The 14,294-nt window shown below is 71.9% G+C and carries 14 protein-coding genes; 6 read left to right on the forward strand and 8 right to left on the reverse strand.

Annotation, left to right across the window (positions count from 1 at the left end; all coding sequences use genetic code 11):
* Positions 1–213: 213 nt before the first annotated feature.
* Positions 214–1,041, forward strand: a complete 828-nt coding sequence (locus ACWCQM_RS37995; RefSeq protein WP_450919647.1) for an SGNH/GDSL hydrolase family protein — start codon at positions 214–216, stop codon at positions 1,039–1,041.
* A gap of 4 nt (positions 1,042–1,045) precedes the next feature.
* On the opposite strand, the gene ACWCQM_RS38000 is transcribed toward ACWCQM_RS37995, so the two are convergent.
* From ACWCQM_RS38000 to ACWCQM_RS38025, 6 genes are all read right to left on the reverse strand, one after another.
* Positions 1,046–2,032, reverse strand: coding sequence for an STM4011 family radical SAM protein (locus ACWCQM_RS38000; protein WP_450919648.1), 987 nt, complete (start codon positions 2,030–2,032; stop codon positions 1,046–1,048).
* Between the two features lie 14 nt (positions 2,033–2,046).
* On the reverse strand, positions 2,047–3,426 hold the full coding sequence (locus ACWCQM_RS38005) for an STM4012 family radical SAM protein (RefSeq protein ID WP_450919649.1): 1,380 nt from the start codon (positions 3,424–3,426) through the stop codon (positions 2,047–2,049).
* A complete protein-coding gene (locus ACWCQM_RS38010; RefSeq protein ID WP_450919683.1) occupies positions 3,423–4,235 on the reverse strand; it encodes an STM4013/SEN3800 family hydrolase in 813 nt (270 codons plus the stop codon). Before ACWCQM_RS38010 ends, ACWCQM_RS38005 begins: the two co-directional genes overlap by 4 nt.
* 91 nt (positions 4,236–4,326) lie before the next feature.
* Positions 4,327–5,502, reverse strand: coding sequence for an STM4014 family protein (locus tag ACWCQM_RS38015; protein WP_450919650.1), 1,176 nt, complete (start codon positions 5,500–5,502; stop codon positions 4,327–4,329).
* A complete protein-coding gene (locus ACWCQM_RS38020) occupies positions 5,483–6,448 on the reverse strand; it encodes an STM4015 family protein (RefSeq protein ID WP_450919651.1) in 966 nt (321 codons plus the stop codon). The genes ACWCQM_RS38015 and ACWCQM_RS38020 overlap by 20 nt, the downstream gene beginning before the upstream one ends.
* 7 nt (positions 6,449–6,455) lie before the next feature.
* Positions 6,456–7,412: an STM4015 family protein gene (locus ACWCQM_RS38025; RefSeq protein WP_450919652.1), complete on the reverse strand. Its 957-nt coding sequence runs from the start codon at positions 7,410–7,412 to the stop codon at positions 6,456–6,458.
* Positions 7,413–7,565: 153 nt separating this feature from the next.
* Here ACWCQM_RS38025 and ACWCQM_RS38030 point away from each other — a divergent pair, with 153 nt between their 5' ends.
* The 3 genes from ACWCQM_RS38030 (at position 7,566) to ACWCQM_RS38040 (ending at position 9,787) form a co-directional block, all read left to right on the forward strand.
* Positions 7,566–8,111, forward strand: a complete 546-nt coding sequence (locus ACWCQM_RS38030) for an SMI1/KNR4 family protein (protein WP_450919653.1) — start codon at positions 7,566–7,568, stop codon at positions 8,109–8,111.
* Positions 8,112–8,341: 230 nt separating this feature from the next.
* Entirely contained in the window at positions 8,342–8,668 is a 327-nt protein-coding gene (locus ACWCQM_RS38035) for a hypothetical protein (RefSeq protein ID WP_073749058.1), read from the forward strand.
* 117 nt (positions 8,669–8,785) lie between these two features.
* Positions 8,786–9,787, forward strand: coding sequence for a DUF6745 domain-containing protein (locus ACWCQM_RS38040; protein ID WP_450919654.1), 1,002 nt, complete (start codon positions 8,786–8,788; stop codon positions 9,785–9,787).
* 53 nt (positions 9,788–9,840) lie between these two features.
* Here ACWCQM_RS38040 and ACWCQM_RS38045 read toward each other — a convergent pair whose 3' ends face one another.
* Both ACWCQM_RS38045 and ACWCQM_RS38050 read right to left on the reverse strand, forming a co-directional pair.
* Positions 9,841–10,452 carry a TetR/AcrR family transcriptional regulator gene (locus tag ACWCQM_RS38045; RefSeq protein ID WP_267078534.1) on the reverse strand — a complete coding sequence of 204 codons (612 nt, stop codon included), beginning with the start codon at positions 10,450–10,452 and terminating at the stop codon, positions 9,841–9,843.
* Positions 10,453–10,509: 57 nt separating this feature from the next.
* On the reverse strand, positions 10,510–11,709 hold the full coding sequence (locus ACWCQM_RS38050; RefSeq protein ID WP_450919655.1) for a Glu/Leu/Phe/Val dehydrogenase dimerization domain-containing protein: 1,200 nt from the start codon (positions 11,707–11,709) through the stop codon (positions 10,510–10,512).
* 185 nt (positions 11,710–11,894) lie between these two features.
* Here ACWCQM_RS38050 and ACWCQM_RS38055 point away from each other — a divergent pair, with 185 nt between their 5' ends.
* Together ACWCQM_RS38055 and ACWCQM_RS38060 are read left to right on the forward strand one after the other, a co-directional pair.
* On the forward strand, positions 11,895–12,335 hold the full coding sequence (locus ACWCQM_RS38055) for a PPOX class F420-dependent oxidoreductase (protein WP_450919656.1): 441 nt from the start codon (positions 11,895–11,897) through the stop codon (positions 12,333–12,335).
* 183 nt (positions 12,336–12,518) lie between these two features.
* Complete coding sequence (locus ACWCQM_RS38060; RefSeq protein ID WP_450919657.1) at positions 12,519–13,715, forward strand: MBL fold metallo-hydrolase; 1,197 nt, start codon at positions 12,519–12,521, stop codon at positions 13,713–13,715.
* Positions 13,716–14,294 lie beyond the last annotated feature (579 nt).

Genomic DNA, 14,294 nt, shown 5'->3' on the forward strand with positions numbered 1-14,294 from the left:
CTCCGCCCCCCCGACCCCCACCCTGGGTTCCCCGGGCTACACAATCTCACACCCGCCCCCCTGCGGGTGCGCTCGGGGGGGGGGGCCCCGCGCCCCCCCGCCCCTCTTCTTATTCCGGCTTTACCAAAAACTGACCGGGTGGTCTTTATCACCACCCGTCAACCCCTTATTACGGTCGCGTAGGTCACAATCGAGGGTGCAGGATAAGCCGTTGTGGCAGACGATTCGAGAAACAAACAACAAGGCATCATCGGGTCGTACGCGGCGATTGGCGACAGCTTCACCGAGGGTGTCGGAGACCCCGGCCCGGACGGAACGCTCCTCGGCTGGGCCGACCGCTTCGCGGTCCTCCTCGCGGACCAGCTCCCGGTCCCGGGCGCAACGGTCGGTCCCCCGGACGACCCGCACGGGAACTTCCGGTACGCCAATCTCGCCGTACGCGGACGCCTCCTCGACCAGATAGTCGAGGAACAGGTCCCCCGCGCCAAGGAGCTGGCACCTGATCTGGTGAGCTTCTGCGCGGGAGGCAACGACATCCTCCGTCCCGGTTCCGACCCGGACGACGTGGCGGAGCGCTTCGAGCGAGCCGTCGCCGAGCTGACCCAGGCCGTCGGCACGGTGATGGTCACCACCGGCTTCGACACCCGCGGCATCCCGGTGCTCAAGCACCTGCGGGGCAAGATCGCCATGTACACCGCCCATGTCCGGTCCATCGCCGACCGCTACGACTGCCCGGTCCTCGACCTGTGGTCCCTGCGGTCCGTGCAGGACCGGCGCGCCTGGGACAACGACCGGCTGCACCTCTCGCCCGAGGGACACACCCGGGTCGCGCTACGCGCCGCCAAGGTCCTCGGCCTCGACGTGCCGGCCGACCCGGACCAGGTGTGGCCCCCGCAGGCACACCGGGGGGCCCTTGAGGTGCGGCGCGACGACATCCAGTGGGCGCGCGAGTATCTCGTGCCCTGGATCGGCCGGCGGCTGCGCGGCGAGTCCTCGGGGGACCACGTCGCGGCCAAGCGCCCCGACCTTCTGCCGCTCTGACCCGTCAGCGGCTGACGACCGGGAGCAGGCGCCGGACCGGTTCCGGAGCCACGGGCCCGTCCGGGGCGGATGTCCGCGACGGCCGGGCGGGCGGCCCGGTCACGTCCACGCCGGCCCGCGCGCGCGCCGGGCCGGCGGGCATCCGTACCGGGGCGGCGGGTATCCGCTCCAGCACGCCGCCCGCGAAGACGTCGTACAGCGGCAGCGTCTCCAGGTGCACATAGCCGATGTGGCAGTCGCAGACATCGAGCGGGCAGCCCCGCGGGCCCAGCGCGTCCCGGAAGCTGCCGTCGTACAGATTGCCCAGCTCCGCGCGGACGAAGTGACAGCGGCGCACCGTCCCGTCCCCGTCCACCGAGATCACCGACTCGCCCGTCCGGCAGGGCAGTCCGGCCGAGCGGTGCGGGAACCGGCTGAGGGGGAATAGCGGGTCCAGCGCCGTCCAGCGGTCGGCCTCCTCGTCCGTGTAGGTGTGTCCCTCCGCGGCGTTGACCCAGAGGTAGACCTCGGACGGCAGCGCCGAGCGCAGCCTTCTCGCCTCCTCCAGGTGCTCCTCGATGCCGACCACCCCGACGCTGTGGCGGACCCCGAGAGCGGTCAGCTCCCGGCACCGGCCGAGGAACCGCTCGTACGGTGTCTGGCCCGGGTGGTACGTGCACCACAGGGCGACCTTGTCCCGGTCGGCAGCCGCCAGCCAGCCCGTACGGCCGCTGAGATTGGTCTGGATGGCGACCCGGCGGATGTGCGGCAGCCGTGACAGCTCGACCAGCGCACGCCGGTACCAGGACCGCACCAGGCCCTCTCCCCACGGCGTGAACAGCACCGAGAGACCGTCACCCGTCTGCCCCGCTGCCCAGGCGGTGAACCGCTCCAGGGCCGCACGGTCGGTCCGCAGCTGCTCCACGCTGTCCCGCCGCTTGGCGAACGGGCAGTAGGGGCAGTCGTAGTCGCACGAGGCCAGCGGGCCCCGGTAGAGAATCGTCAGGTCCATGCTCCCCGCCCGGCTCACTTCGCCTCGTACGCGGCCATCGCGGCCCGCACTCCGGGGGAGAACAGCTCCGGGCCCAGCGCGTCGGAGTGGGCGAGGCCCTCGGGGGAGAGGCGCAGCAGCACCGGGCGCGCCTCCTCGTCCAGCCAGCCGCGTGCGGTGAAGAGCGCCAGCTCGGCGGGGAAGTCGTCGTACGGATCGGTGCCGAAGCGCTCGCGGTACTCGGCGGGCCGCATGCCCTCCGCCTGGAGGAGCGACTGGAGGAGGTGGCGTCTGCGGGCCTCGTCGCCGTCGACGTACCGGCCGACCTCCGCCCGGGAGAAGTCCCCGGTGGTGGTGAAGCCGTCGATGATGCCCCGGATCTCCCGCATCTCCACCGCGTAGTCGAAGGAGTAGTGCAGCGAGGAGGTGTACGAGCGGGCGCCGCAGCCGAGCCCGATCATGCCGTCCGTCTGGCAGGCGTAGTCGTCGGGGCCGGACCGCGGGGCGTCCGCACGGCGGAACATCCGCATCGACACCTGCTCGTACCCCTGGGCCAGGAGATGGTCGCGGCCCGCGCGGTACAGCCGCAGCCGCTGCTCGTCCCACGCGGGGTCGGGGTCCTCCGGCCCGCCCGACCCGGTGCCCAGCCGCCCGAGTCCGGTCAGCGGGCGCACGTAGAGCGGGTAGAGATACAGCTCCTCCGGGCGCCAGGCCAGGGCGGCGTCCAGCGAGGTGCGCCAGCTCGCCTCCGTCTGGCCCTCGATGCCGTAGATCAGATCGATGTTGAGCACCGGGATGCGGGCGTCGCGTATCCGGCCGAGTGCCGCCTCGACCTCGGACCTGTGTTGCGGGCGGACCGCGGCGCGGGCCTCGGCGTCGACGAAGCTCTGCACGCCGATGCTGATACGGGTGGTGCCCCGGTCGGCCAGCACGGACAGCCGGTCCGCCGTCGCCGTCGACGGCGAGGTCTCGACGGAGAGCGGCACCGAACGCAGGTCGGCACCCATCCGCTTCTCCGCGATGTCGCAGAGGCGCTCCAGCTCGCCGGCGGTGAGGAAGGTGGGGGTGCCACCGCCGAACGCGGCGGCGGCGAACCGGACCGGCTCACCGTCGCCCAGCGCGTCCCGGACGGCGGTGGCCTGCCGGTCGAGGGCGTCGAGATAGCGCGTCGTCAGCTCGTCGGGGGCGCCGATCCGGGTGAACAGATTGCAGAAGCCGCAGCGGACCTCGCAGAACGGTATGTGGAGATAGAGGGAGAGCGCGTCCTTGCGTTCCGCCGCCCAGAGCTCGCTCAGCAGCGGCCTGCCCGCCGGGTGCCCGTCGAGCGGGCGGTAGGCGGTCTTGTGAGGGTAGGCGTAGACATAACTGCGGTACGGGCCGGTGCTGTTCGCGGTGGCGCGTGCGGTGGCGGTCATCGGGTGGCCCCCGGTTCGAGGAAGAAATGGGCGTAGGGCACGGTCCACACGGCCTCGTGTCCGAGCCGGTGACCGGTGTATCCGTCGTCGCCGTAGGCCGTGCCGTGATCGGAGCAGACGATGGCGAAGCACCTGCGGCGGCTGCTCGCGGCGGTGAAGAGGCGCCCGATGTGCCGGTCCACGTACTCCAGGGCGGCGGCGTGGGTGGCCCGGGAGTCACCGGCACCGGCGTCGGCGCCGGGCATGTGGAACCAGTTGGGCTGGTGCAGCGCCGACACATTGACGAAGAGGAACAGCTTCTGGTCCCGGGGGAGTCCCGCCACGACCCGCTCGGCGCACGAGACCTGCTCCTCGAAGGACGTCGGCGAGGCGACGCCGAACCCGGGCTCCCAGTGGCTCTCCTGGAACATGCCGGGCAGCACCGAGCCGAGCGGCGGGCGGCGGTCGAAGAAGCCGACACCACCGACGCACACCGTGCGATAGCCGACCTCGGCCAGGCCCGAGAGGATGTCCGGCGTGTCGTGGACGAAGGTGCGCTCGGCGGTGGACTCGCTTCCGGCGAAACGAGCGGCGAACAGCCTCGGGTGAGGGCCCGGCGCGGCGGGCGTCGGCAGGAATCCGGCGAATATCGCCTGGTGGGAGGCGTAGGTGAAGCTGCCGGGCGCATGCCTCTTCTCCCAGACACCGCCGGGCAGATGCCGGACCAGATTCGGGATGCGCCCGGCCGCGGCCAGCTCCTCGGCGACGTCGAACCTCAGGGTGTCCAGGGTGACGAGCAGAAGGTCGTGACTGCCCACGACCGCGTTCATGTCGGGGTCGGCACTCGTGGCCGGGCCGGTGGTCGTTCCCGGGGCCGGGGGCACGGCGGGGGCAGCGGTCCGCGCTTCACGGGCCGGTGTTTCAGCGGGCGTCGGTGACACGGTCGTTCCTTGCACGGTCGTTCCTTGCTCGGTCGTTCCTTGCTCGGTCCAGTAGGGAGGCGATCTGCGCGCCGTAGGTGTCCAGGCCCTCCGCGCCACTGCCCGGCAGGCCCGTCAGGCGCGGCAGGAGGTCGCCGAAGGCATTGGCCTCGCCGACGGCGAAACGCCGCCAGCCGGTCGCGGGCAGCAGATCGACGCCCACGCACAGCGTGTCCGGGAAGCACGCCGCCGCCTCCTCGCACACAGCCAGCGCGGCGCGCCAACTGCCGCCCGCGTCCTCCACGGCGGCCCGCACCTGGTTCAGGTCACCGCGGGTCCCGCCCAGATGCAGATTGGTCATCGGGGAGCGGCTGGTCCGTACGACGGCGTGCGTCGCCCGGCCGGCCACCACCACGACCCGGAGGTCGGCGACCCGCCCGCCCTGGGACGCCTTCGGCAGCCAGCGTTCGATGTGCAGCCCGTCCGGGGCCAGGGCGTCGACGAGGGCCGCCACCTCGTGCTCCGTCGTGAGGCGGCGCACCCGCAGCGAGTTGAAGAGCCTGCTCTCCTCGTCACGCTCGACGGAGGTGGATGCCCGCAGCCTGCCGGGCCCGGCCGTCTCCAGGGCCACCACCCCCGAGGCGGAGGAGCCGTGCGCGGGTTTCAGGAACACCCTCGGCATGCGGTGATCCGCCATCAGCCGGCGCACATCCGCCCAGCCCCGCACCGGGGCCGCGTCGGGACCGGACGTCGGGGAGTCCGGCACCGGGACCCCTGCGGCGTCCAGCACGCCGTGGCAGAGCCGCTTGTCGAACAGCACCGCGATGTCCCGGGGGCCGTCCAGCAGTACCGCGCCCACCGTCGTGGCGGCCCGGGCGATGTCCCGTACCGCTGAGGTGAACCGGGCGTACCAGAGGGCCGAACCCTCCACCCTCGTGGGGTCGTCGGCCCCGCGCAGCAGGCGGTCCACCTCGGCGTCCTCACCGGGCGACTCGATACGCACGGTCTCGCCCGGCAGGAAGGACGGCCCACCGCGCAGCACATCCATCCACGGCACCACGCGCGCGGCCGGCAGCCCCGCCGCCCGTACGGCCTCCTGGAAGAGCCCGACCCGGCGGTTGGAGGGGATGCCGACCACCGCGAGCCGCGGCGCCGCGCTACTCACTGACGGCGACATAACGGAACTCGTCCTCGGGGTCCCAGTCCTCCGCCTCGGCCAGATCGACACGGACACCGGCCCGGGCGCAGAGATCCTGGATGCGGGAGACGAAGGGGGCCGAGAGATAGTGGTGGCGGAGATCCAGTGCCGACAGATGGATGAGCGGCTGACCTTCGAGCAGGGCCTGCGCGCCCGTGTCGCCGAGGGTGCCCATCGACAGGGAGAGCGAGTCCAGCCAGGCGACCACCGGGGCGGAGGCGACGGCAGCCGCGATCTCGTCCTGGATCTCGCTGTTCTGGAGCCCGAGATGGCGCAGCCGGGGCAGCGCGGCGCCGGACAGCACGGGGGCCAGATCCGCCACGGTGGCGTCACCGCCGTACGACTCGGAGCCGAACCAGAGCTCCAGATGTTCGAGGGCGGGCAGATCGGACGCGCCCACCGCGCTCACCACATGGCCGGGCAGACCGCCGGACTCGAACCGGAGCGACCGCAGCGCCTGATGGCGGACCGGGCGCAGCCGGAGCTGCTCCTCTTCGGGACTCCAGCTCCCGCAGCCGCGCACGGTCAGCTCCTCCAGGAGGGGAAGCGCCTCCAGCACCGGCGTGATGTCGCACATCTCCAGCCAGGAGATCTCGCACTCCTCGCTCTCCACATCGGCGAGGAACAACGCGCGCAGCGCCGGGAAGCGGTGGGCTTCCGAGACGATCGCCTCGACCACCGGGGAGAAGCTGACGTAGTCGCCCTCCCACCAGGGACCTATCAGCAGGGCGCGGACTCTGCCGGGGTCGACCGACGTGAGGAAGCGCTGCCAGACCCCCTCGAACTCCGACTCGCCCCACTGGCAGTCCAGCCGCCAGGCCACCGCGTCGGCTTCGGGGAGTGCTTCCGCGCCCGGTGCGTCCTGCAGGGGCATCGTGTGGACCGGCAGGCCGTGGAAGGTGCCGGGGTGAGTGATGTCGATCATCGCGCCATCACTCCGCGACCGCGGTGTAGCGGCCTTCGATCCCACGGCCGCCCCACGGCTCGTTGCGCCCCGAAAGATCGACGGACACACCGTACGGCCGCAGCGCCTCGGCGAGCCGGCTCTCCATCGGTGCCGTCATGAAGTGGTGGTGCAGGTCGAGCGACGTGAGATGGGTGAGCGGCTGGCCTTCGAGCAGGGCGGCCGCTCCCTCGTCGCCGAGCGTGCCGTTCGACAGGTCGAGGGTACGGAGCTGCGCGACGACCGGCGCCGCCCCGATCGCCACCGCGATCTCGTTCTGCAACTCGCTGTTGCGCAGGCCGAGGTGGTGCAGCCGCGGGAAACGGGTACCGGCGAGCAGGGGTGCCAGATCAGGGAGGACCACATCACCCCCGTACGCGGAGACACCGAGCCAGAGGTCCAGCCTCTCCAGTGCCGGAAGCTCGCTGTCCAGGACGCCGCGCAGCGCCTCCGCCGGGAGTCCGCCGCTCTCGATGGTGAGCGATCGCAGGGACTCGTGCTTGACGGGCGGGAACAGCAGGCCGGTGCCGCCGCGCACACCGAGATGCGTCAGGCCGGGGAAGGCGGTGAGCAGCACGGTGACGTCCGACTGCTCGATCCACGAGATCTCGGCCTCCTCCGCCATCAGATCCCCGACGAACACCGCCTTGAGCGAGGTGAACCGGTCGGCTGCGGCGGTGACGAGGCCGATGGGGTGGGACGAGTCCGTCTCGTACGTCTCTCCCCACTGCCCGATGATCAGGGCCTCGACCCCGGAAGGATCGACGGCGTCGAGGAAAGCGGCGAACTCCTCCTCCCACGGGCCGTTCCGGTCGTCGCTGTAGGGGTCGACGCTGATGCGCCAGGCCGCGGAGTCGGCCGCGGGACGGGCCGATCCATCGGTCTCGCGCTGGAAATCGACGGCCGGAAGGCCGAGCAACTCGTGCAGACGGTCCGCGTCGGACATGGCACTGAGCTCCTGATACTGGGGACGGCTGATGTCCGCAAGGTTTATCAAGTGCCACTGACAACGGCGCGACCGGGCCAGCCGCAGTGCCCTCACGCCGCGGTCGGAGCTCATGGATCGTCAAGCCCTGGGATGCGGCCCTAGGATGCGTCCGTGGCGGGGTTCGATGAGGTCAGGGCGACATTCTGGGGCGACGGACCGTACGGGGTCCAGCCGCCGTTGACCGACGCGGCCGTGGAGGACGCCGAGCGTCTGCTCGGTGTCCGTCTGCCGGTTGCGTTGCTGGAAGTCCTGCGGGTTCGGAACGGCGGTGTGGTGGCGGACGCGTGGAACGCGTTCCCGACCGAGGGGCCGACGTCGTGGAGCGAGGACCATGTGCCGTTCGACGAGATGATGGGCATCGGCCGTGAGGACGGGATGGTGTCGTTGCTGGACTCGGCCTACCTGGTCGAGGAGTGGGGACTGCCGTCTCCTCTGGTTCTGCTGTCCGGCGACGGCCACTGCTGGGTCGCCCTCGACTACCGGGCCTGCGGGAAGCAGGGCGAGCCCTGCGTGACCTGGTTCGACGTGGAGGACGGCACGGAGCTCTCGCTGGCTGCCGACTTCCGGACGTTCGCCGAGCGGCTGACGGCGGCCGGGTCACTCGGCTCAGGCCCCGATCGCACGGACGGCAGCCCACCGGATGCACGTCCCCGCTGACGCTCCTCACCCCGCCCCCCGCCCGGACCATCCCGCGCAAGGCGAGTCGCGGGACCCGCCGGACAGGCCCTGGGCGAGCCGGCCCCGGTGAGCGGGACGGCTCGGTCGGCCCTCGATCGGACCCTCGGCCACGGCCACCAGGACCCGCCACGGGTCCCGATGTCAGACCCCTCTCGTAGCGTCTTATCTGTGACCGGCACAGGGGGTGCCGGGACGGAGGGGAGACATCTGTGTACCGGCAGGGTGACGTACTGATCGTGGCGCTGGGGGAGTCGGAGGTGCCCGCGCACTTCCTCGAAGCGCCGGGTGAACCGCGTGACGGGCGCGGGAGGCTCGTGCTGGCGCTGGGCGAGGTCACGGGACACGCGCACGCCGTGCAGGGGCCGGGCAGGCTCATGCGGGAGGCCGGGACGTTCGGCCCGATGCTGCTCCATCTCCCCGAGGGTGGACGCGTGGTGCACGAGGAACACGCGGCGATAGCACTGCCGACAGGCTGGTTCCGTGTGGTGCGCCAGCGGGAGTACGCCCCGGGGGCGGTCAGGATCGTCGCGGACTGAGGCCCGCGGGGCGGGAGCGATGGTGCGCGGTCGCACGGCGGTGCCGTGAGGTGCGGACGGTCGCGCGGTGACACGCGGCCAGGGAACAGGACCAGGAACAGGGGACGGGGAATACCGATGCAGTACGTGAACACGTGGCGGGCCGTGGCGGCGGCGACGGGCCGGGGCGACCGGAGCGCCGCGGAGGACGGGGTGCGGCTCGCCTACCGCAGCGCGGGGCTCGCCGAGCCCGAGCGCATCATCTGGACCGACTCGCCGAAGGCCGCCGTCGAGGTGGTGGAGAAGCTCGTCGACGCGGGGCGCTCGGTCCGCGAAGAGGTCCGCACCCGCCCCTGGGCGGCGGAGCGGCGCCGGATGTACGACGAGCTCGGCCCGGCCGGCTGGTCGTCGCTGTGGTCCGCCACCGGCGCCCAGCTGTGGGAGACCACGGCCGGGCTTGCCGAGCGGATACGCACGGGTGTCGTCGCCGAGCTCACCACCCGGCCCGAGGACGAGCCGGACGTACGCCTGGTGCTGCTCGACGCGGTGCTCGGCCAGCACGACGCGGCCTGGCTCGCCGCCTTCGACGGCCGGGGTGACCGGCTGACCGGACTGGCGGAGGTCGCGAGGAACGCCGGCTGGTGGTGGCCGTACGAGCGCGCCGTGGTCATCAGCGAACGGCCCTCGGTGCTCCACCGCGACGAGGCGGGGCGGCTCGACAGGGGTGACGGCCCGGCGCTGGCCTACCCCGACGGCTTCGCGCTGTACGCCTGGCGCGGGATGCCCGTGCCGGTGGAGTTCCTGGAAGGCCTGGCGGGACTGACTCCCGAGCGGATCAGGGCCGAGGAGAACGCCGAGCTGCGCCGGGTGATGCTCGAGTACTACGGCTACGACCGCTATCTCTCCGAATCTGGCGCCGAACCGGTGCACCGCGACGAGACGGGCATCCTCTGGCGCATCGCCATGGAGGGCGACGAGGACGTCGTGATGGTCGAGGTCGTCAACTCCACCCCGGAGCCTGACGGAACCCACCGCACCTACTGGCTGCGGGTACCGCCGAGGATCCGGACGGCGAAGGAGGGCGTCGCGTGGACCTTCGGGCTCGAAGGAGAGGCCTACGCCCCGGTGCGCCAGACCTGATCGGGGCGGGGGCCGGCTCCGCGCCGGACCGGCGGGACCGCGACCGGGCGTGGTCAGCTGGTCAGGACCTCGTGATCGATGCCCAGTTCGCGGGCGAGCGCCTCCTCGGCCCACTGCAGCATCGTGGCGCGGGAGAGCGGTCCCGCGTACGACGTCATCTGGACGGCCAGACCGTCCAGCAGAGCGGTGAGCCGCCAGGCGACCGACATCGGGTCGTCGCAGTGGAATTCACCGCCCGCCGCGCCCTCCTCGATGACCTCGGCCAGCTCCGCCTTCCACTGCTGATCGAGATCACCGGCCACCTCGCGCAGCGCCGGGTCGCGCAGGGAGGAGGCCCAGCCCTCGATCCACAGGCGCCAGCCCTTGGCCTGACCGGTAGGGGCGTACCAGCGAACGGCGGCGCGCAGCCGCCGCACCGCGCTGGTGCGGCGGGTCAGCAGCCTGCGCAGGTGGGCGAGGTCGGCCTCCGCGGCGTACGCGAACGCGGCGGCCATCAGCTTCTCCTTCGACGAGAAGTGGTAGAGCACCAGGGCGTTGCTCACCCCGAGGACGGAGGCGACGTCGGCGATCCGGACAGCCGCGACGCCCCGCACCTCGATCTGTTCGACGGCAGCGCGCAGGAGTTCTTCACGACGTTCCGCCACGCTCAGCCGTACTCTCGCCACGCGTTCACCCTAACCAACGCCCCGTGCCGGACACGGGACCGCCCGGCCCCGTGGATCTCAGCGGTACCAGCCGAACCGCTCCGCCATCAACGGCAGCCGCTCCGCGACGAGCGCGTGCGCGGCCTCCCGCGGTGCGATCCCTTCCGCGTCGGCGCGCTCCAGGACACGGCCGACGAGCCCGCGCATCGCACGGCGGGTGTACCGGAACGCCTCATCGGCATCGGCGCCGATGTCCCCGAACAGTGTCCACCACCACCACGCGTTCGTACCGGAGTTGACGACGACATCTGGCAGCACGGTGATCCCGCGCCGGGCGAGCAGGGCCTCCGCCTCGGGCAGCACCGGCATGTTCGCCGCCTCGACCACCCAACGCGCCCTGACCGCGACCTGGTTCGCAGCGTCCACGGCATAGGACACGGCGGCGGGTACGAGCACGTCTGCATCGGCGGCCAGCCAGGCGTCGGGCGGCAGCTCCCGGTCGGCCTCCCGCAGTACCGAGCGGTCCACCGTCCCGTACGCGTCCCGGGCGGCCAGCAGCGCTTCGACGTCCAGGCCCGCCGGGTTGGCGATGGTGCCCTTGACGTCGGCGACCGCGACGACGGTGAGTCCCGCCCCGGCGAGGAAGCGTGCCGTCGCCCCTCCCATGGTGCCGAGCCCCTGCACGGAGACCCGGGCGTCTCCGGGGGCCAGGCCGGCCCGGTCCAGTGCCACGAGCGCGGCTTCCGCCACCCCGCAGCCGCCGACCAGCTCGTCGAGACCGATCCCGTCCACCGTGACGGCGAAGGCGTCCGCCAGCCGCCGGCGGGCCGCCGCCTCGTCGTCCAGCAGCGGATAGACCGCCTGGATCGTGGACACGAGCCCGGCCCCCGCCGCCGCCCGGTCGACCAGGTCCTGGCTGAGCCCGAGATCCTCGCCGGTCGTCCACACGCTCTCGATGTACGGCCGCACCGCCCGCAGATAGCGGACGAGGACCCCGTAGGCACGCGGGTCGCGGGGGTCGCAGTCGATGCCTCCCTTGGCGCCGCCCAGCGGGATGTACCGCGCCCGGGCGTCGTCGGCGTCGTAGTGCAGGGCCTCCTTCATGCTCATGCCCCTGGCCAGACCGGTCACCTCGGCGAGAGTGCAACCCTCCCGCATGCGCAGCCCGCCGCTCGACACACCCCGTACGAGCCGGTCGACGACCAGATACCCCTGGGTGCCGGTGACATGGTTCGTCCAGGTCAGCGAGATCAGCGGGGCGGGGGAGGGGTCGGTCACCGGGCGGCTCCTGGATCCGGAGGAGCTCCTGGCGTGGACTCTCCGGGATCTCCTGGGGGTATTTACTGAACAGCGGGTCAGTATCAGGATGCGGGGCCGCGCCTGTCAACGTGGCGTCGTCAGGACGTGACATCACCGCCCGCTGAATGCGGAATCCTCCGGCGGACACGGACGTTGGAGTTGGCATGACGGACATCGAACCGGGACGCGAGGCACTGCTCCGGCTCCTCGGCGAGCACGACGGCGGGGTGCTGGTCACGCTCAAGCGCGACGGCAGGCCCCAGCTGTCCAACGTGAACCACGCCTACTACCCGGGTGAAGGGCTGATCCGGGTGTCCATCACCGAGGGCCGGGCCAAGACCCGCAACCTCCGCAGGGACCCCCGGGCGAGCTACCACGTGACCAGCGACGACCGGTGGGCCTGGACCGTCGCCGACGCCACGGCCGAGCTGACCCCGCCCGCGGCCGATCCCCACGACGACACCGTGGAGCAGCTGATCACGCTCTACCGCGACGTGCGCGGCGAGCATCCGGACTGGGACGACTACCGAAGGGCGATGGTCCAGGACCGCAGGGTCGCCCTCACCCTGCGAATCGAGCACGTGTACGGGCAGCCGCGTGTCTGACGCCCCACCGCCGGCTCCGCAGCCGGCCCTGCCGCTGGCCCCGCAGTCCTTCGCGCCGCCCCTGTCGCCGCCCTTCTCGCCGCTCCGGAGGAGTGCGCGACCGCACCACGTCCGGCGCCGAGCCCGCGCTCTGTCGTACCTCCCGACCATAATGAGACGACACCGACTCCCTCAGGAGATGCTGTGACCGGCGCCGACAACCAGCCCTCGCTCCGTACGCGACTCCGTTCGCTGCGCCCCGACGCCTTCGGGGCGGACCCCGCCGGGGTCCGGATGGAGCGGATCCGCCGCTCGCCGAATTTCGCCGACGGAGTGTTCCAGAACCCGGAAGGCGCCCGGACCAGGCCCACCGGATCCATGATCGAATTCGCCAAGGGCTACTTCCGCAAGGAGGAGCGGGCCCGCAGATCCCCGCTCGGCACCGTGCCCGTCCACGCCACGACACTGGCCGACCTCTCCGCCCCGCCCGCGACGGGGCTCCGGCTGACCTGGATGGGTCACTCCAGCGTGCTCACCGAGATCGACGGCCGCCGGGTGCTCTTCGACCCGGTCTGGGGCGACCGCTGCTCCCCCTTCGACTTCGCGGGCCCCAAGCGGCTGCACCCCGTTCCGCTGCCGCTCGCGGCGCTCGGCCCCGTCGACGTCATCGTGATCTCGCACGACCACTACGACCACCTCGACCTGCCCACCATCAAGACCCTGGCAGGCACGGACACGGTCTTCGCGGTCCCGCTCGGTGTCGGCGCGCACCTGGAGCGCTGGGGCGTGCCCCTGGACCGCATCCACGAGCTCGACTGGAACGAGACCGCGCACATCGTGGGCATCAGCCTGACCGCGACGCCGGCACGCCACTTCTGCGGGCGCGGCCTGCGCAACCAGCAGCACACCCTCTGGGCGTCGTGGGCCGTCGCGGGTCCCGAGCACCGGGTTTACCACAGCGGGGACACCGGCTATTTCCCCGGCTTCAAGGACATCGGTGCCGAGCACGGCCCCTTCGACGCGACGATGATCCAGGTCGGCGCCTATTCGGAGTACTGGCCCGACATCCACATGACGCCCGCCGAGGGTGTGCGGGCGCATCTGGACCTCCAGGGCGGCAAGCCGCACGGCGCGCTGCTGCCGATCCACTGGGGCACCTTCAATCTCGCTCCACACCCGTGGTCGGAGCCCGGGGAGTGGATGAAGGACGCCGCCGGGGAGGCCGGGCAGGTGGTGGCGTTCCCCCAGCCGGGCGAGCCGTTCGAACCCGCGGGTGAGATCCCCTCGGACGCCTGGTGGCGCGCGGTCTCGGCGCCGGTCGCGCGCCCTTGGCGGAGCGCGGAGGCGGCGGATCCGGCACCCGTGCAGCGGGAGGAAGTGGACCTCGCGGGCGAGCGGTGACGGCAGGTGGAGACGCTCTTGAGTGGCTTTCGCGGCTGCTGAGTGATCTGCAGTGTGAGGAGAGGGCTCGTCTGTGGGCGGTAATTGACGGGCCCTCTCCAGGTGGGCCTTCAGCTGGGCCGCGAAAATTCGAGCCATTGCGATGGCGCATGTGAAGTCGTCGCCGCGACCGGCGCCGATCGGTTCACAGAAGCCGTACGAGTTCGACGCCGAACTGGGCCTGAAGGCGACCACGGCTCTGTCCAAGTCGCCGGTACGGCTTGAGGAGGGACACCCTAGCCGCCGCCGGCGAGAAAGCTTTGGTCCAGGAGGCGAGTCACGGCCGGTTGCGGCGCCGGCGTCGTGGCTGGTGATCAGGTAGATCCGTTCGATCGACAACTGCCCGGTGCCTCGTCGAACTGTTCTGTTCGGGACTATCTGCCAGAGATCGGGTGTGGGTGCGTGGGGAGCGGCGTCGGGCCCTCGGTGCTTCGGTTCGCCCGTGCCCGCCCGTTCCGCCCTCTGGGCGGGCCAGTCGCCCACGGGTGGTGCGGCTGGGGTCACCGGGGCGGTGCGGAGGTCGGCTGCCCGGCTCGTACG

The sequence above is a fragment of the Streptomyces sp. NPDC002125 genome (assembly GCF_053593715.1).